20 protein-coding genes are annotated in these 16975 nt (G+C 70.6%); 14 read left to right on the plus strand and 6 right to left on the minus strand.

Annotated features, from left to right (window positions below; translation table 11 throughout):
• Positions 1–11 precede the first annotated feature (11 nt).
• The 3 genes from Q5425_RS22570 (at position 12) to Q5425_RS22580 (ending at position 2622) form a co-directional block, all read left to right on the plus strand.
• The gene (locus tag Q5425_RS22570) at positions 12–1142 is read left to right on the plus strand and encodes a transglycosylase SLT domain-containing protein (RefSeq protein WP_308674260.1); all 1131 of its coding nucleotides are present in this window, start codon (positions 12–14) and stop codon (positions 1140–1142) included.
• Positions 1143–1151: 9 nt separating this feature from the next.
• On the plus strand, positions 1152–2333 hold the full coding sequence (locus Q5425_RS22575) for a pyridoxal phosphate-dependent aminotransferase (RefSeq protein WP_308674261.1): 1182 nt from the start codon (positions 1152–1154) through the stop codon (positions 2331–2333).
• A gap of 97 nt (positions 2334–2430) precedes the next feature.
• Positions 2431–2622, plus strand: a complete 192-nt coding sequence (locus Q5425_RS22580) for a hypothetical protein (RefSeq protein WP_308674262.1) — start codon at positions 2431–2433, stop codon at positions 2620–2622.
• Here the strand turns inward: Q5425_RS22580 and Q5425_RS22585 are convergent.
• The 3 genes from Q5425_RS22585 to Q5425_RS22595 form a co-directional block, all read right to left on the minus strand.
• A complete protein-coding gene (locus Q5425_RS22585; protein WP_308674263.1) occupies positions 2619–3434 on the minus strand; it encodes an SAM-dependent methyltransferase in 816 nt (271 codons plus the stop codon). The genes Q5425_RS22580 and Q5425_RS22585 overlap by 4 nt on opposite strands.
• Before the next feature lie 84 nt (positions 3435–3518).
• A complete protein-coding gene (locus tag Q5425_RS22590) occupies positions 3519–4097 on the minus strand; it encodes an HAD family phosphatase (protein ID WP_308674264.1) in 579 nt (192 codons plus the stop codon).
• A 15-nt stretch (positions 4098–4112) separates the two neighbouring features.
• Entirely contained in the window at positions 4113–5135 is a 1023-nt protein-coding gene (locus tag Q5425_RS22595; RefSeq protein WP_308674265.1) for a GntG family PLP-dependent aldolase, read from the minus strand.
• A 136-nt stretch (positions 5136–5271) separates the two neighbouring features.
• On the opposite strand from Q5425_RS22595, the gene Q5425_RS22600 reads away from it, so the two are divergent.
• Genes Q5425_RS22600 through Q5425_RS22610 form a run of 3 tightly spaced genes read left to right on the plus strand, consistent with a single transcriptional unit; the run spans position 5272 to position 7118 of the window.
• Complete coding sequence (locus tag Q5425_RS22600) at positions 5272–5781, plus strand: SigE family RNA polymerase sigma factor (protein WP_308674266.1); 510 nt, start codon at positions 5272–5274, stop codon at positions 5779–5781.
• The gene (locus Q5425_RS22605) at positions 5774–6490 is read left to right on the plus strand and encodes a hypothetical protein (RefSeq protein ID WP_308674267.1); all 717 of its coding nucleotides are present in this window, start codon (positions 5774–5776) and stop codon (positions 6488–6490) included. Before Q5425_RS22600 ends, Q5425_RS22605 begins: the two co-directional genes overlap by 8 nt.
• 34 nt (positions 6491–6524) lie before the next feature.
• On the plus strand, positions 6525–7118 hold the full coding sequence (locus Q5425_RS22610; RefSeq protein WP_308674268.1) for a TetR family transcriptional regulator: 594 nt from the start codon (positions 6525–6527) through the stop codon (positions 7116–7118).
• Between the two features lie 53 nt (positions 7119–7171).
• On the opposite strand, the gene Q5425_RS22615 is transcribed toward Q5425_RS22610, so the two are convergent.
• The 3 genes from Q5425_RS22615 to Q5425_RS22625 all read right to left on the minus strand — a co-directional run bounded on the left by Q5425_RS22615 (position 7172) and on the right by Q5425_RS22625 (position 9549).
• Positions 7172–7876: a FadR/GntR family transcriptional regulator gene (locus tag Q5425_RS22615; protein WP_308674269.1), complete on the minus strand. Its 705-nt coding sequence runs from the start codon at positions 7874–7876 to the stop codon at positions 7172–7174.
• Positions 7877–7937: 61 nt separating this feature from the next.
• Positions 7938–8939: a beta-propeller fold lactonase family protein gene (locus Q5425_RS22620; RefSeq protein ID WP_308674270.1), complete on the minus strand. Its 1002-nt coding sequence runs from the start codon at positions 8937–8939 to the stop codon at positions 7938–7940.
• Positions 8932–9549, minus strand: a complete 618-nt coding sequence (locus Q5425_RS22625; RefSeq protein WP_308674271.1) for a bifunctional 4-hydroxy-2-oxoglutarate aldolase/2-dehydro-3-deoxy-phosphogluconate aldolase — start codon at positions 9547–9549, stop codon at positions 8932–8934. Before Q5425_RS22625 ends, Q5425_RS22620 begins: the two co-directional genes overlap by 8 nt.
• 73 nt (positions 9550–9622) lie before the next feature.
• Here Q5425_RS22625 and Q5425_RS22630 point away from each other — a divergent pair, with 73 nt between their 5' ends.
• The 8 genes from Q5425_RS22630 (at position 9623) to Q5425_RS22665 (ending at position 16975) form a co-directional block, all read left to right on the plus strand.
• Positions 9623–10300: an SDR family oxidoreductase gene (locus tag Q5425_RS22630; RefSeq protein WP_308674272.1), complete on the plus strand. Its 678-nt coding sequence runs from the start codon at positions 9623–9625 to the stop codon at positions 10298–10300.
• A gap of 12 nt (positions 10301–10312) precedes the next feature.
• Positions 10313–11458 (plus strand): galactonate dehydratase, encoded by a 1146-nt coding sequence (gene dgoD / locus Q5425_RS22635; RefSeq protein WP_308674273.1) that lies wholly within the window; start codon positions 10313–10315, stop codon positions 11456–11458.
• A gap of 51 nt (positions 11459–11509) precedes the next feature.
• Positions 11510–12937 (plus strand): adenylosuccinate lyase, encoded by a 1428-nt coding sequence (gene purB / locus Q5425_RS22640; RefSeq protein WP_308674274.1) that lies wholly within the window; start codon positions 11510–11512, stop codon positions 12935–12937.
• A 151-nt stretch (positions 12938–13088) separates the two neighbouring features.
• Positions 13089–13913 (plus strand): ABC transporter substrate-binding protein, encoded by an 825-nt coding sequence (locus tag Q5425_RS22645; RefSeq protein ID WP_308674275.1) that lies wholly within the window; start codon positions 13089–13091, stop codon positions 13911–13913.
• A 1-nt stretch (position 13914) separates the two neighbouring features.
• The gene (locus tag Q5425_RS22650) at positions 13915–14679 is read left to right on the plus strand and encodes an ABC transporter substrate-binding protein (protein ID WP_308674410.1); all 765 of its coding nucleotides are present in this window, start codon (positions 13915–13917) and stop codon (positions 14677–14679) included.
• Positions 14680–14686: 7 nt separating this feature from the next.
• Positions 14687–15466: an ABC transporter substrate-binding protein gene (locus Q5425_RS22655; RefSeq protein ID WP_308674276.1), complete on the plus strand. Its 780-nt coding sequence runs from the start codon at positions 14687–14689 to the stop codon at positions 15464–15466.
• Positions 15467–15473: 7 nt separating this feature from the next.
• Complete coding sequence (locus tag Q5425_RS22660; protein ID WP_308674277.1) at positions 15474–16238, plus strand: amino acid ABC transporter permease; 765 nt, start codon at positions 15474–15476, stop codon at positions 16236–16238.
• Positions 16235–16975 carry an amino acid ABC transporter ATP-binding protein gene (locus Q5425_RS22665; protein ID WP_308674278.1) on the plus strand — a complete coding sequence of 247 codons (741 nt, stop codon included), beginning with the start codon at positions 16235–16237 and terminating at the stop codon, positions 16973–16975. The genes Q5425_RS22660 and Q5425_RS22665 overlap by 4 nt, the downstream gene beginning before the upstream one ends.

The following is a 16975-nucleotide window of genomic DNA, read 5'->3' on the forward strand; positions in this document are numbered from 1 at the left end:
GGGGCACAAGAGTGGGTTTGAACGCGGTCGGCGCCGGAACGCCGGACAATTGGGACGCCTTCATGAAGAAGGTCGACCAGGTGGAAAAGGTCGATCTGGGAAAAATCACCGCGGCGGCCGCGCAGTTCCGCGAGGCGGGCAAGAACGCCGGTGACCACAACGCTTCCCTGAAGAATTCGACCGACGCGCTCAACGGCAGCGTGTGGGCCGGCCCGGCGGCGGACCAGTTCTTCCAGTACGTCCGCCAGGTCCGCGACGCCGGAACCAAGGTACAGACCCACCTCGAGGACGTCGCCAAGGACCTCGACGACCTCGCGAAGACCCTCGACCAGATCAAGAAGAACGTCGGGGACAAGCAGCTCGCCGCGGAGAAGGCGGTCAACGAGCGCAACGCCACGGCCGAAACCCAGATCAACAACGCATTGGCCGCGGCGAAGAAGGCCCACGACGAGGGCAAGCCGGGGCCCAGCCCCACCGCCGAGGAAATCCTGGCCACGGCCAAGACCGACATCCACACCATCACGGCCGGCTTCGACGGCGACGTGACCGGCCTGCAAACCCAGGCCGACACGGCGATCAAGGCGTCCCAGAAGCTGATGTCCCAGCAAATCGAGGGCGGCTACGACCAGGTCCCGCTGCCGAGCAGCTCCGCCGCGGCCCCCAAGAGCACGGGCGGCATCCACAGCAACGGCTCCTCCCACGGCGGTGGCGGTGGCGGTGGAGGCGGCGGCGGTGGGGGCGGCGGCCTCGGCCCTAGCGGCGGCCCGCCGTCCTCGCCGCCGCCGGGGAACGTCCAGCAGTGGATCCAGGAGGCCATGAAGGCCCTCCAGGCCGCGGGTATCCCGGTGACGGAAGCGGACATTCCGAAGATTTGGGCGATCATTCAGCACGAATCCGGCGGAAATCCAAATGCCATAAACAATTGGGATTCGAATGCTGCCGCGGGGCACCCGTCCAAGGGGCTCATGCAGTGCATCGATTCGACGTTCAACGCCCACAAACTCCCCGGGCACGACAACATCTACAACCCGGTCGACAACATCATCGCCGGCGTGCGGTACTCCTTCGACCGGTACGGCGGCCTCGACAACGTGCCCGGCATCAAGGCCATGGCCCACGGTGGTGCCTACCGCGGCTACTAGCCTGGCCCCATGGCCGACCTCGGAGCTTTCGCCGGGCCCGCGCTGCGGGCCGGCGTGCCGCCCTTCCACGTCATGGACGTCCTTTCCGCGGCCGGCGCCCGGCAGCGCAGTCACGGTGATCTCGTGTCCCTCGCCGCCGGGCAGCCGTCCGCGCCCGCGCCGAAACCCGTGCTCGAGGCCGCCCAGGAAGCCCTTCGCAAGAGCACCCTCGGCTACACCGAGCAGCTCGGTATCCCCGAGCTGCGCGAGGCGGTCGCCGGGCACTACCGGAAGCGGTACGACGTCGACGTCCAGGCGCACGACGTCGTCCTGACCACCGGGTCGTCCGGGGGTTTCCTGCTCGCCTTCCTCAGCGCCTTCGACCCCGGCGCCAAGGTCGCCATGGCGCGGCCCGGCTACCCCGCCTACCGCAACCTGCTCTCCGTCCTGAGCTGTGAGGTCGTCGAGTTCGCCACCACCGCCGAGACGAACTTCCAGCCGACCGTCGAACTGCTCGACCAGCTCGGCCCGATCGACGGCCTGATCGTCGCCAGCCCGAGCAACCCCACCGGCACCGTGCTGCCGCCCGGGGAGCTCGCCGCGATCACCGGCTGGTGCTCCTCGCACGGGGTCCAGCTCATCAGCGACGAGATCTACCACGGCATCTCCTACGGCGCCGAGCTCGACTGCGCGTGGCAGTACGGCCGGGAGCCGCTCGTGCTCGGCAGCTTCTCGAAGTACTTCGCGATGACCGGGTGGCGGCTCGGCTGGATGCTCGTGCCGCAGCGCCTCCACCGCGCGGTCGACGTCTTGACCGGCAACTTCACCATCTGCCCGCCCGCGGTTTCGCAGTACGCGGCCCTCGCCGCCTTCACGCCCGAGGCGTACGCGGAAGCGGACGCGCACGTCGAGCGGTACCGCGCGAACCGCGATCGGCTCTTCGCCGGCCTGCAGCGCATCGGCCTCGGCGAGCTCGCCCCCGCCGACGGCGCCTTCTACGCCTACGCCGACGTCAGCGCCTACACCGAAGACAGCCTGAGCTGGTGCCAGCGGCTGCTCGCCGACACCGGGCTCGCCATCACCCCCGGCGTCGACTTCGACCCGGTCGACGGCGGCAAGTACGTCCGGTTCTCCTTCGCCGGCAGCGCCGAGGACATCGACGAAGGGGTCCGGCGCTTGGGTGCCTGGCTGGCCAGGGGGAACCCTGAATAAACCCCGAACGTTGCCGTTCCGAGGGGAGTTTCACCGCGGCGGGTGGCACTGTGTAGCTATCGGGCCGGTGGGGCCACGGGGAAGCATCGGAGGAACCATGTTCTGGAAGATCGTCGGCGCCCTGATCGTCGCCTGGGTGGCGTTCATGGTGCTGGGCGCCGTGATCGGCTTCGTGTTCAAGGCCGTCCTGTGGATCGCGATCATCGGCGGCATCGCCTTCCTCGGCGCCGCCGGTTACAAGGCGATCAGCGGTGGCAAGAAGGACCCGCGGCGCATCAACCGCTACTAGGGGATCAGCGCCACGCCGCCCAACGCCGTCCAGTTGACCGGCGTCAGCGGCGCCAGGCGCGGCCCGTCGGGCCACCACTGGTGCGGCGGGGTCAGCCCGGGCTCGAGCAGGTCGAGGCCGTCGAAGAACGCCGTGATCTCGGCGCGGGTGCGGTAGCGCGTGTCGAGCCCGGTGCGGCCGAACCGGTCCTGCAGCGACGCCGCGACGGCGGCCGCTTCGGAGCCGTCTTCCGGGTTGTGCTGGTGCAGCAGGAGCAGGTACGAACCCGGCGCCAGCGCGCCGACGTAGGACTTGACCACCTGCTGCGCCTGCTCGAGGTCGGCGATGTGGTCGACGACCCCGCACAGCACGAGCCCGGCCGGCCGGCCGAGGTCGATGAACTGGGCGACCCCGGTGAGCGTTTCGCCGGGGTTCAGCGGATCGGTGCCGCAGATGTGGGTGAAGTCGTTGTCGACGAGCAGGGCCCGGCCGTGCGCCTCCACCACCGGGTCGTCGCCGACGTAGACGACGTGCGCTTCCGGGTTGTACTTCTGCGCCACCTGGTGGGTGTTCTCCACCGTCGGGAAGCCGGAACCGAGGTCGAGGAACTGGTCGACGTCCAGCCGTTCGGTCAGGTAGCGGACGGCGCGGATCAGCCACTGCCGCACCTCCCGCGCCATCGCCGGGGCTTCCGGCGCGATGGCCACCAGCTGCCGCAGGACGGCGCGGTCGGGCTCGTAGTGGTTCTGCCCGCCCATCAGCGCGTCGGAGACGCGCGCGAAGCTCGGCCGCTCGAAGTCGACGCGGGCCGACGGTCGTTCGCTCGTCACCATGGGCACCTACCGGGGTCGGGGACGCGCACAGCCTAGGACACGGGGATCACGGCGGGTAGGCGGCCGTGCGGTGTGGGTGAAGCCTCAGTCCAGCCAGGCGCGGGCCGCGTCGGCGCCGTTCCACACCTGGGCCCGGAGCCCCACCGCCCGTGCTCCCTCCACATTGGACTCGCGGTCGTCGAAGAACAGGCAGTCGGCCGGCTCGGCGCCGAGCTCGTCGAGCAGGAGGCGGAAGATCTTCGCGTCCGGCTTGACGCACCGCACGTCGCCCGAGAACAGCGTCACGCGGAAGTACCGCGCCCAGTCCTGCGCGCGGACCCATTCGCCGAACACCGACGGCGCGTTCGACAGCAGCGCCAAGTTCGCGCCGGCTTCGGAGAGCGCTTCGAGCAGTGCCGCCGAAGACGGCTCCAGGTGGCCCCAGCCTTCGACGTCGATGCGGGTCAGCTCGGCCGACAGGGCCTCGTCGACGGGCACCCCGACGGCGTCGCCGACGGCCTGCCAGTACTCCAGCGGCGTGCTGCCGGCGTCGTACGGGATCCGGTATCCCCAGTACGCCTCCAGGAACTGCGGCAGCGGGGCCCGCATCGCCGCGGCCAGGTCCGGGAGGGCGGCGCTCGGCTTGCTGAGCACGTCGCCGTAGTCGAACACGATCCAGTTCATCTGTCCCCAGTACTTTCAGGCGCCGGTCTTGATCCGGCGCAGGGCTTCTTCGACGTCGGCCGCGCTCAGGTCCCGGTGGGTCACGAACCGGACCTTGCCCGCCATCGGCACCGCGCGGATCCCGAGGGAATCGAGCCAGGCCAGCGCGGTGGGGATGTCGGGTACCTCGGCGAGCACGATGTTGGTGTCGGGGACGTTGGTCGGCCAGCCGTGTTCCCGCAGGCCCTCGGCGAGCCGCTGGGCGTTTTCGTGCGACTCGGCCAGCTCCGGGATGCGGTCCAGCGCGATCAGGCAGGCCGCGGCCAGGACGCCGCCCTGCCGGACGCCGCCGCCGAGCATCTGCCGCATCCGGCGCGCCCGTTCGACGAACGCCGTGCTGCCCGCGACGACCGAGCCGACCGGCGCGCCGAGGCCCTTGCTGAAGCAGGCCGACACGGTGTCGACGCCGACGGTCAGCGCGGCGGGCGGTACTTCGAGCGCGACCGCGGCCTGCCAGAGGCGGGCGCCGTCGAGGTGCACGGTCAGGCCGGCTTCCTTCGCGACGGACAGCAGCTGGGCGTGCTCGTCGGGCGGCGTCACCGCGCCACCGGCCGCGTTGTGGGTGTTCTCGAGACAGAGGAGCGATGTCCGTAATGTGAAGTACGGCCCGGGTTGTCCGATCGCGGCTGCGAGGGCGTCGGGCGATGGGCGGCCCGGGCCGCCGTCGTGCTCCAGGATGTCCGGCATGCCGCCGGCCAACCACGCCGCCGAGCCCAGCTCGTTGGCCAGCACGTGCGCGCCGCGGGTCGCCAGGAACCGGTCGCCGCGCTGCAGGTGCAGGCTCAGCGCGATCAGGTTGGCCATGGTCCCGCTCGGCACCCAGAGCGCGGCCGGCATGCCCAGGACGTGCGCCGCCCGTTCCTCGAGCTCCGCGACCGTGGGGTCGCGTTCGAGGACGTTGTCCCCGACCTCGGCGGAGGCCATCGCCGCGCGCATCGTGTCATCCGGCCGGGTGACGGTGTCGGAGCGGAAGTCCAGGACGGACAGCGTGAAGGTCACGTTGCGATCACATCACACCCACGTCGTGGGGATCAATGAGCCCTCGGGTGGTCGAACCCCGCCGGTCCGTGCAACCGTGGACGCCCCTGATTCCGTCCTCCCGGGCGAACGACAACCGAGCGGAGCACGACTGCGCGTGGACCAGCGCGACGAGCAGGAGTTCGCGGAGTACTTCGCCGCCAGGCGGGACGCCGTGCGCCGGACCGCGTACATGCTCTGCGGTGACTGGCACCGGGCGGACGACCTCGCGCAGACGGCGTTCGTCGCACTGCACCGGAGGTGGAAGAAGATCAGGGATCGCGCGGCGACCGACGCGTACGTCCGCACGACGCTCGTGCGGGCGTCGATCGACGAATCGCGGCGGCCGTGGCGGCGCGAGTGGCAGACCGAGACGCTGCCGGAACCGCCCGACGACTCGCCCGGGCTCGACGACCTCGTCGCGACCAGGGAAGACCTGCTCGCGGCGTTGAAGGAAGTGCCGCCCAAGCAGCGGGCGGTGCTGGTCCTGCGGTTCTTCGAAGGACTCGACGTGACCGGCGCGGCGAAGGCGCTGGGCTGCAGCGAAGGCAACGTGAAGAGCCAGACCGCCCGCGGGCTGGCGAACCTGAGGCAGGTCCTCGAACGGGAGGTGGAGACCAATGGATGAGCAGGAGCTGCGCTCGTTGTTCTCCGCCGCGCCCCCGGACGCGCCGTCGCCGACGTTCACCCAGGACGACGTCGTCCGCGAATCCCGCCGCCAGACCGCGCGCCGCCGGAACCGGATCACCGCCGGGGTGAGCGCGGTCGCGCTGGTCGTCGTCGGGTTCGGTGCGTACGGCGTCGTCTCCGGGGGTACCCCCGGGTCGCTCACCGCGGCGAAGGACAACGCCGCGCCCGCGCAAGCGGGACCGGGCTCCGCGCAACCGGGGGACGGCTCGATGCGTCCTCAGATCGGCGAGGAGTCACCGAACTTCCCGGCCCAGCCACCTCAGCAGGGGGGTGACGGGGACGGGAGGACCGGCCAGCTGGCCGAAGGCGCCTCCGGGTGCGAACAGGTGGACGGGGAGCTCGCCATCGCCCTCGCTGGCGAGCTCCCCGGCCACGTCACTGCCACCCAGGCCGTCCCGGGCGGCGCCTGTTCGACGGTGGCACGGTCCGCCGGGTTCCCGGTTCCGGGCGGCGAAGTCGCCGCGGCGGTGTACCCGAAGGGCATCCCGGAGCTCTTCAAGTCCCAGCCCGCCGGCACCGTCACGGCCCGGGTGAGTACCGCGTCCGGTGGGGTGCTGGTGCTGGTCAGCGTGCCTTCCGCGGGAGCGGCGGCGCCGTACGCCGGGCAGGTGGACCGGTTCGCCCGCGATCTCGCGCCCCGCTTCTGAGCCCGGGTCCGCCCGGTTGGCAGAATGACCGGCCATGACCGCTGCGACCACCCCGAAGGGGGAGCGACGGCGCGCCGCGCTCGTCGAGGCCGCCGCGAAACTGCTCGTCGAGGGCGGGTTCGACGCCGTGCGGCACCGGGCGGTGGCCGAGCGGGCCGGCCTGCCGCTCGCTTCGACGACGTACTACTTCGACTCGCTGGAAGACCTGGTCACGGCGGCCGTCGAGCACCACTCGAGCGCCGAGCTGGCGACCGGCCGCCGGCGGCTGGAGGAGCTCGCGACCCGCAACCGCGGGGTGCAGGCGACCGTCGACCTGGTGCTCGACATGCTGCTCGGCCCGGAGAGCGGTGACCAGGCGGCCGACGCCGAAGCCGTCCTCCTGCGGTACGAGCGGCTGGTCGCGACCGGCCGCCGCCCGTACCTGCGGCCGCTGATGCGGACGCTGTCGGCCCAGCTCAACGAGCTGCTGACGGAGATCTTCGCCCGCTCGGGCACCCCGGTCACCGCCACCGAGCTGGAACGGCTGGTCGCGCTGGTCGACGGCGCGGTCGTCAACGCCCTGATCGCGGTAGACCCGGAGCCGCGCGCGGCGGCGGCCCGGATGCTCCAGGCGGCCCTCGCCGAATGAGCCTGCCGCGGCCGGTCGTGAGTGGTAAAGCGGGTTAGAACCCGCCTTACCACTCACGAGCGCGTGCGCTGAGCCTTTTCGAGGTCGTCGCGGGCCTTCGTGACCAGGGCGAGCATCGCCTGCTCCGCCGCGGCCGGGTCGCCCGCGACGATCGCGTCGAACACCTTGCGGTGGCTCGGCACCGGGTCCTCCGCCGTCGACGCGCCGTGCACCAGCTTGTCGCGCTCGGCCAGGCCGATCGCGATGACCCGTTCCATCCGCATCAGGAAGTTGTTGTGGGTGGCGGCCATCAGCCGCCGGTGGAAGGCGAGGTCGGCCTGGACGCTCGCTTCCGGGTCGTCACCCGCCGCGGCCATGTCGGCCAGCGCGTCCCGAAGTGACTCGATGTCCTCCTCCGACGCGCGCCCGGCGGCGAACCGGGCGGCGGCGGGCTCCACGACCGCGCGGACCTCGGTGAGCTCGTCGAGCAGCCCGGGGTCGTCGGCGGCCGCGGTCTGCCAGCGCATGACGTCGGCGTCGAGCAGGTTCCACTTCTCGCGCGGCTGGACGAAGGTGCCGCGCTTCTGCCGGGCGTCGATCATGCCCTTGGCCGCCAGGACCTTCAGCGCTTCGCGCAGCGCGGTGAGGCTGATGTCGAGCTCTTCGCGCAGCGCGGGCAGGTCCAGGACGGTGCCCTCGCCCCACTCGTCGGAGAGGATCCGGCTGGCCAGCGCCTCCACGGTCTGGCCGTGCAGCCCGCGTGGCCGGTGTTCGGTCAATGGAGGGCCCTCTCAGCCAGCAGGTGATGACGGCATTATGAATACACGGCGTCGCTCCGCGTCAAGGCAGGGAAACCGGCAGCACGAACGTCGGCGACCCCGTCGGGTAGTACCGCAGCTCCGCTTCGCCGGACGCGGTCAGCGTGAACGCCGTGATCGCGTCCTCCGATTGCGCGGCCACGTAACAAGTCCCGCCCACCAACGCGAAGTGCCGCGGGTTCGCGCCGCACGGCTGGTCCGCCACCGCGGCGGCGTCGTCGAGCGCGAACTCCGTCACGCAGTCCGGGCCGCGGTTCGACACGTACATGCGCGAGCCCGACAGCTCCAAGTGGGCCACCAGATTCGGGACCGACGGCTCGGCGTGCGTCGACGCGGCCACCGACACCACCGAAAACGCGCCCGGCGAGGTTTCCCGGACCGTCACCACGGTCCCCGCCAGCTCGCCGACCACGTACGCCAGGTCGGTGCCCGGCCGCCGGACCAGCTGACGCGGTCCCGTGCCCGGCGGCAGCGAAGACACCGCCAGCGGCTCCAGCTCGCCCGACGGCGTCAGCGTGTAACTGCGGATCTCGTCCGTGCCCAGGTCGACCGCGCTCACCATCGACGCCCCCGGAACGGCCATGTGGACGTGCGCCGCTTCCTGGCGGTCGGACACCGGGCCGCTGCCGGAGTGCTGGACCAGCGCGGTCCGCGACTCCAGCGCACCCGACGGCGACAGCGAGAACACCGCCAGGCTGCCGCCCGTGTAGTTGGCGCACAACAGGAAACGGCCGTCCGGGGTCACCGCCAGGTGGCACGGGTGCGCGCCACCCGTCTCGGCCGTGCCCAGCACCGACAACGTCCCCGAAGGGGAGATGGCCAACGCCGTCACACCACCGTCCGACAGCTCGTTGGCCGCGTACAGCACCGGCAACGAGGGGTGCCTCACCAGCCACGACGGCGACTCCAGCGGCAGGGCAGCGGCTTCGCGGAGCTCACCCGACGGCGTCCGCGAGAACGTCGTGATCCCCGTGCCGTTCCCCGCGTCGCCGGTGTAGCACCCGACGAAGACCAGCTCAGCCATGCGCGCTCCTCAACAGCGTCTCGACGCGGGCGGTGATCTCCGCGGTCGTGCCGCGGGTCAGCGCCGAGCCGATCCCGCAGGCGACCGCACCCGCCGAAAGCCAGCCTGGCACGTCGTCGGGGCCGATGCCGCCGGTGGGTACCAGCGGGGCCTGCGGCAGCGCCGCCCGCACGTCCGACACCCACGAGGGCCCCAGCGCCGAAGCCGGGAACACCTTCACCGCGTCGGCGCCTTCTTCCAGCGCCCGCACGATTTCGGTCACCGAACCGGCGCCGGGGAAGGCCGCCGCGCCGTACCGGTGAGCGGTGCGGATCACCGCGGCGTCCACCGACGGCGACACGAGGAACCGCGCGCCGGCGCGGATCGCCAGCACGGCGGACGGCTCGTCGAGCACCGTGCCGGCGCCGATCGTCGCGTCCGGGTAGGCGGCCGTGAGGCCGGAGATCGCGTCCAGTGCGCCAGGATTCGTCAGCGGCAGCTCGATCGACCGCAGCCCGGCTTCGAGCGCGACGCGGGCCGCCGAAACCGCCGACTCCGCATCGCGGGTGCGCACGATGCCGATGACTCCTTGGTGCAGTGCGGACGCCGTGATCTCCCAGCGGTAGCTCATGGCTGCAGTTTACCTTGTGAAATCTTAAATTAGGATTTATTCTCTCCCGAGTGCTGCGAGGACGGGAGAGGCGATGCCGACAGCGGTGGTGACCGGAGCGGCGTCCGGGATCGGGCTGGCGACCGCCCGCAAGCTCCTGGAAGCCGGCTACCGCGTGCTCGGCGTGGACATCGCCGAACTCCCCGACGGCGTCGTCCCGATCCGGGGCAGCGTAGGCGACGAAGCGACGTGGGCGGCCATCGGTGAGGTCGACGCCCTGGTCAGCAACGCCTACGTCCCGAGCACCGGGCCGCTGCACAAAATCGACCTCGCCGAGTGGCAGCGCCAGCTCGACGTCAACCTGACCGGCACGTACCTCGCCCTGAAGGCCTGCCTGCCGTCGCTGCGGCAACGGCGCGGCGCGGTCGTGCTGGTCTCGTCGGTGCACGCGCACTTCGGGTTGCCGGGCCACCCCGCGTACGCCGCCAGCAAGGGCGCGCTGGTCTCGCTGGCCCGCCAGCTGGCCGTCGAATACGCCCCCGAGGTGCGGGTCAACTCCGTGCTGCCGGGACCGGTGCTGACCGAGGCCTGGCGCCACATCTCGCCGGCGGACCGCGAACGCAGCGCGCGGGCGACCCCCGCGGGCCGGCTCGGCGATCCGGCCGAGGTGGCGAACGTGATCGCGTTCCTGCTCTCGGACGCCGCGTCGTTCGTCACCGGGGCCGAGCTGACCGTCGACGGCGGCTGGTCCGCCGCCAAGGATTCCGCGTAGAGGGGGACACGGGTGAAGATCACCGGGGTTGAGACGTTCCTGGTCGCGCCGCGCTGGCTGTTCCTCAAGCTCAGCACGGACGAGGGCATCTGCGGCTGGGGCGAGCCCGTGGTCGAGGGCCGCGCGGCGACCGTGCGCGCGGCCGTGCACGAGCTGTCCGACCTGCTGATCGGCCAGGACCCGCTGCGCATCGAAGACCACTGGCAGGTGCTGCGCCGCGGCGGCTTCTACCGCGGTGGCCCGGTGCTCTCCAGCGCGCTCGCCGGGTTCGACCAAGCGTTGTGGGACATCGCCGGGAAGGTCCGCGACGCGCCGGTGCACGAACTGCTCGGCGGCCCGGTCCGCGACCGCGTGCGGGTCTACAGCTGGGTCGGCGGCGATCGCCCGGCCGGCATCCGCGAAGCCGTGTCCGCGCAGGTCGAGGCCGGGTTCACGGCGGTGAAGATGAACGTCGCGGGCCCGCTGGCGGCGATCGCGTCCCCGGCCGAGGCCGACGCGGCGGTGGCACGCGCGTGGGAGGCGCGGGAGGTGCTCGGCCCGCACCGCGACCTCGCGATCGACTTCCACGGCCGCGTCTCGCCCGCGATGGCCCGGCGGCTGGTCCGGCTGCTGGAGGACGTCCAGCCGATGTTCGTCGAGGAGCCGGTGCTGCCGGAGACGCAAGGCGACGCGCTGCGCGCGGTCGTCGAGGCGTCCACGGTGCCGATCGCGGTCGGCGAGCGGCTCTACTCGCGCTGGGAGTTCAAGCCGGTGCTCGACGCCGGCGTTGCGGTCGTCCAGCCGGACCCGTCGCACGCCGGCGGCATCTCGGAGCTGCGTCGGATCGGCGCGCTGGCCGAGGTGTACGGCGCTTCGCTGGCACCGCACTGCCCGCTCGGGCCGATCTCGCTGGCCGCGTCGCTGCAGGTCGCGTTCGCGACGCCGAACTTCCTGATCCAGGAACAGAGTGTGGGCATGCACTACCACGAGGGCCGCGAGCACCAGTACCTCGTGGACCCGTCGATCTTCGCGTTCCAGGACGGCTACGCGGCGCGCCCGCTCAAGCCCGGCCTCGGCATCGAGGTCGACGAGAAAGCCGTGCGGCGCGCGGACGAGACCGGGCACGCGTGGCGCTCACCGGTGTGGCGCCACGACGACGGCAGCTTCGCCGAGTGGTGACCCGGCGACCGGGGGCCGAGCCGCGCTGACCTGCGCAGGTATCGTGAGGGCGTGACGGACAAGCCCCGCATTCCGAACGTACTCGCCGCCCGCTACGCCTCGGCCGAGCTGGTCTCGCTCTGGTCCCCGGAGCAGAAGGTCGTCCTGGAACGGCAGCTGTGGCTCGCCGTCCTCAAGGCACAGAAGGACCTCGGCGTCGAGGTACCGGACGGAGTCGTCGAGGCCTACGAGCGCGTGCTGGAGAACGTCGACCTCGAGTCGATCGCCGCCCGCGAGCGCGTCACCCGGCACGACGTCAAGGCGCGGATCGAGGAGTTCAGCGAGCTCGCCGGGCAGGAGCACGTCCACAAGGGCATGACCTCCCGCGACCTCACCGAGAACGTCGAGCAGCTGCAGCTGCTCCGGTCCCTGGAGCTCGTCCGCACCCGCGTCGCCGCCGTGCTGGCGCGGCTGGCCGTCCTCGCCGTCGAGCACGCCGACACGGTCATGGCCGGGCGCTCGCACAACGTCGCCGCGCAGGCCACCACCCTCGGCAAGCGGTTCGCCACGGCGGCCGACGAGCTGCTGGTCGCCTTCGAGCGGCTCGACAACCTCATCGAGCGGTACCCGCTGCGCGGCATCAAGGGCCCGGTCGGCACCGCGCAGGACATGCTCGACCTGCTCGGCGACGAGTCTACTTTGGACAATCTGGAAGACCGCGTCATGGCGCACCTCGGCTTCAACCGGCGGTTCGTCAGCGTCGGCCAGGTGTACCCGCGCTCGCTCGACTTCGACGTGCTGTCCACTGTGGTCCAGCTCGCCGCGGCGCCGTCCAGCCTGGCCAAGACGATCCGGCTGATGGCGGGCCACGAGCTGGTGACCGAGGGCTTCAAGCCCGGCCAGGTCGGCTCGTCGGCCATGCCGCACAAGATGAACACCCGCTCCTGCGAGCGGGTCAACGGTCTCGCCGTGGTGCTGCGCGGTTACCTGTCCATGATCGGCGAGCTGGCCGGCGACCAGTGGAACGAGGGTGACGTCTCCGACTCGGTCGTCCGCCGCGTGGCGCTGCCGGATGCGTTCTTCGCGCTCGACGGCCTGTTGGAGACGTTCCTCACGGTGCTCGCCGAGTTCGGCGCCTTCCCGGCGGTGATCGAGCGTGAGCTGGATCGCTATCTGCCGTTCCTCACCACGACGAAGGTGCTCATGGCTTCGGTCCGCGCGGGCGTCGGGCGGGAAACGGCCCACGAAGCGATCAAGGAGCACTCGGTCGCCGTCGCGCTCGAGATGCGCGAAGGGCGCGCCGAGAACGACCTGCTCGACCGGTTCGCGGCCGACGACCGCATCCCGCTCGACCGCGGTGAGCTGGACAAACTCCTCGCCGACCGGATTTCGTTCACCGGCACGGCCGGGCGGCAGGTCGCGCAGGTCGCCGAGCGCGTCGCGCAGGTCCTCGAGCGGTTCCCCGGCGCCGCGGGTTATGCGCCGCAGCCGATCCTGTGAGCTGACGCACCCGTCCACGGACTGGAACGAATCCACACGAACGGGCGAAATCCCTAATCTCGATCGCACGAAACCGGAGCGTCAGGACGTCTACCCGATGACCTGACGTGCTTTCCTCGCGCCCTTGGCGCGCCAACCTCTGGAAGAAGCGATGAGATCCACGCTGTCGAAGATCGCCGCGGTCGTCACCGCGGGCGCGCTGACGCTGACCCTGGCCGCGTGCGGCGGGTCGGGCACCTCGGCCGCGGGGCAGACCCTCCGCGTCGGGACCCTGAGCGACGCCCCGCCGTCGATCTACCTGGAGAACGGCCGCTTCACCGGCTACGACAACGAGCTGCTGCGCGACATCGCCCAGCGCGAGGGCTTCGAGGTCGAGTTCGTCGGCACGGAGTTCTCCAGCCTGCTCGCCGGCGTCGCGACCGGCAAGTTCGACATCGGCAGCTCGACGATCTCGAGCACCGAGGCGCGCAAGAAGACGGTCGCTTTCTCCAACGGCTACAACACGGGCTTCACCACGGTCGTCACGGCGAAGGGCGCGAACCTCGAGGACGTCGCTGCGCTGGGCGGGAAGCGGCTCGGCGTGGTCCAGGGCTCGGTGCAGGACGAGTTCGCGGGCAAGGTCGCCGGCGCCCAGGTCGTCCGCTTCCCGGACTACAACGCTGGTTTTGCGCAGCTCAAGAACGCCACCCTCGACGGCTGGGTCGTACCGCAGGACATCGGGCAGAAGTACCTGGACCAGAACCCGGGTGTCCCGCTGGAACTCGGGTACACCGCCGAGGACAAGGACACGCCGTCGGCGTTCGCCGTCGCCAAGACGAACCCGGATCTGCTGAAGAAGCTCAACGACGGCTTGGCCAAGGCCGTCGCGGACGGCACGGTCGCCCGCATCTACGGGCAGTTCTACAAGAACACGCCGCTGTCGAAGGAACTGCAGCCGGGCGGTCCCGGCCTGCCCGTGAAGAACCTGGATGCGTGACATGAAGAAGCTGATCGTCACCGTGTTGGCGGCCGCCCTCACGCTGACCGCGTGCGGCGGCTCGGACAGCGCTTCCTCGACGTTGCGGGTGGGGACGCTGAGCGACGCGCCGCCGAACATCTACCTCGAGAACGGCAACTACACCGGCTTCGACAACGAGCTGCTCAAGGCCATCGCGGCCAAGCAGAACCTGAAGCTGGAGTTCGCCGCGACCGACTTCTCCGCCCTGCTCGGGCAGGTCGCGTCGGGCCGCTTCGACATCGCCAGCTCGGCGATCGCGCAAACCGACGAGCGCAAGAAGACGGTGGACTTCTCGGCGGCCTACGACTTCGAAACGATGAGCATCCAGGCCAAGCAGGGCACGCCGGTCACCGACGAGCAGGGGCTGGCGGGCAAACGCGTCGCCGTCATCCAGGCGACCGTCGGCGACCACTGGCTGACCAGCACGGTCCCGGCGGCGCAGGCCGTGCGGTTCCCCGACTACGCCGCCGCGCTGACCGCGCTGAAGAGCGGGGCCGTCGACGCGTACATCTTGGACCAGAGCATCGCCGAGAAGAACGTCACCGGCAACCCGGACGCCAAGCTGGTCGTCGTCAAGAGCTTCGTCACCGATGTGCCGCACGGCTTCGCGGTGAAGAAGGGCAACGCCGAGCTGCTGCGCAAGATCGACGACGGGCTCAAGCAGGTGATCTCCGACGGAACCTGGCTTAAGCTGCACCAGCAGTTCCTGCCGACCGCTCCGGTGCCGGCCGGGTTCCAGGGTTAGGAGAAGCATGAAGAAAACGCTGGTCACGGTAATCACCGCGACCTTGCTGGCCGCGCTCACGGCGTGCGGCGGCTCGGACAGCGGCGGCGAGAAGACCCTGCGCGTCGGCACGCTGAGCGACTCGAAGCCGAACGCCTACCAGGAGAACGGCAACTACACCGGGTTCGACAACGAGCTGCTGAAGGCCATCGCGGCCAAGGAAGGCCTGAAGCTGGAGTTCGCCGCGACGGAGTTCTCGGCGCTGCTCGGCCAGGTCGCGAACGGCACGTTCGACATCGGCAGCTCGGCGATCTCCCAGACCGACGCCCGCAAGAAGACCGTCGACTTCTCGGCGCCGTACAACTACCAGTCCCTCGGCATCGAAGCCAAGGAGACCGCCGGCATCACCGACGAGAACTCGCTGGCGGGCAAGCGGATCGGGGTCGTCCAGGGCACGGTTTCGGACACGTGGCTCGGTTCGAACGCGCCGACCGCGCAGGCCGTCCGCTTCCCGAACGACGCTGCGGCCCTCAACGCCCTCAAGACCGGCGCGATCGACGGCGCCGTGTTCGACCAGGCCACGGCCGAGGACTACGCGAAGAACAACGCCGATGCGAAGCTCAAGGTGACCAAGGCGATCACCACGACCATCCCGCACGGGTTCGCCTTCAAGAAGGGCAACACGGACCTGATCAACAAGATCAACGACGGCCTGAAGAAGGTCATCGCGGACGGCACCTGGGTCAAGGTGCACGATCAGTTCGAGCCCACCGCGCCGGTGCCCGCCGAGTTCAAGCCGGGGCAGTAATTCCACAATGGACGATTTCGTCAACACCTTCCTCGACTGGGATTACATCTCCCAGGTCCTGCCGGACCTGCTGAAGACCGGCCTGCTCAACACGCTCATCCTGTCGGTGTCCTCGGCGCTGATCGGCACCGTGCTCGGCATGGTGCTGGCGGTGATGGGCCTGTCCACCAAGTGGTGGCTGCGCTGGCCCGCGCGGATCTACACCGACGTCTTCCGCGGGCTGCCCGCCATCCTGACGATCCTGCTGATCGGTCAGGGGCTCGGCACGCTCGCGCGGGACGTCGTCGGCACCAACCCGTACCCGATGGGCATCCTGGCGCTGTCCCTGATCGCCGCCGCCTACATCGGGGAGATCTTCCGGTCCGGCATCCAGAGCGTCGACAAGGGCCAGCTGGAGGCCAGCCGGGCACTCGGGATGAGCTACACCAAGTCGATGCTGCTGGTGATCATCCCGCAGGGCGTGCGGCGCGTGCTGCCGGCGCTGGTGAACCAGTTCATCGCGCTGGTCAAGGACTCCAGCCTCGTCTACGTGCTCGGGCTGCTGTCCGGGCAGCGGGAGCTGTTCCGGATCGGCCAGGACCTCGCGGCCAACACGGGCAACCTGTCGCCCCTGGTCGCCGCGGGCGTGTTCTTCCTGGTGATCACCGTGCCGCTGACCCACCTGGTCAACTACATCGACAAGAAGCTCCGGACCGGGCGCAAGGTGCGTGTGGACGATCCGGGCGACGGAGACGAGCTGGACCTGGTGGCCAGCGGGAAGGTCGGCTCGTGACGACGGCGGTGCGTTCGTCCAGCGTGGAACTGCGGGACATCCACGTCAGCTTCGGCACCCTGGAGGTGCTGCGCGGGGTCGACCTCCGCGTGGAGAGCGGGAAGACGACGTGTGTCATCGGCCCGTCCGGCTCCGGCAAGTCGACGCTCCTGCGGTGCGTGAACCGCCTGCAGGAGCCCGATTCGGGCGACTTGCTGCTCGACGGCGAATCGGTGATCAAGGCCGACCCGGACGCGCTGCGCCAGCGCGTGGGCATGGTGTTCCAGCACTTCAACCTCTTCGGCCACCGGAGCGTGCTGGACAACATCGTGCTGCCGCTGCGCAGCGTGAAGAAGCTGAGCAAGGAGGAGGCGTCGGCGATCGCCCGCGCCCGCCTGGCGGAGGTCGGTCTCGCGGACAAGGCCCCGTACCGCCCGAGCGCGTTGTCCGGCGGCCAGCAGCAGCGCGTCGCGATCGCCCGGGCGCTGGCGATGGACCCCGAGGTGATGCTCTTCGACGAGGCGACGAGCGCGCTGGACCCGGAGCTGGTCAAGGGCGTGCTGAACCTCATGGCGGGACTGGCTTCGCGCGGACTCACCCTGATCGTGGTCACCCACGAGATGGGTTTCGCCCGGAGTGTGGCCGACGAGGTGGCGTTCATGGACGCGGGCCGGATCGTCGAGCAGGGCCGGCCGGCGGAGATCTTCGACGAACCGCAGAGCCCGAGGTTGCAGCGGTTCCTCTCGCAGGTGCTCTGA

Origin of the sequence: Amycolatopsis sp. A133, from assembly GCF_031082405.1 — a bacterium.
Classification (GTDB): domain Bacteria; phylum Actinomycetota; class Actinomycetes; order Mycobacteriales; family Pseudonocardiaceae; genus Amycolatopsis.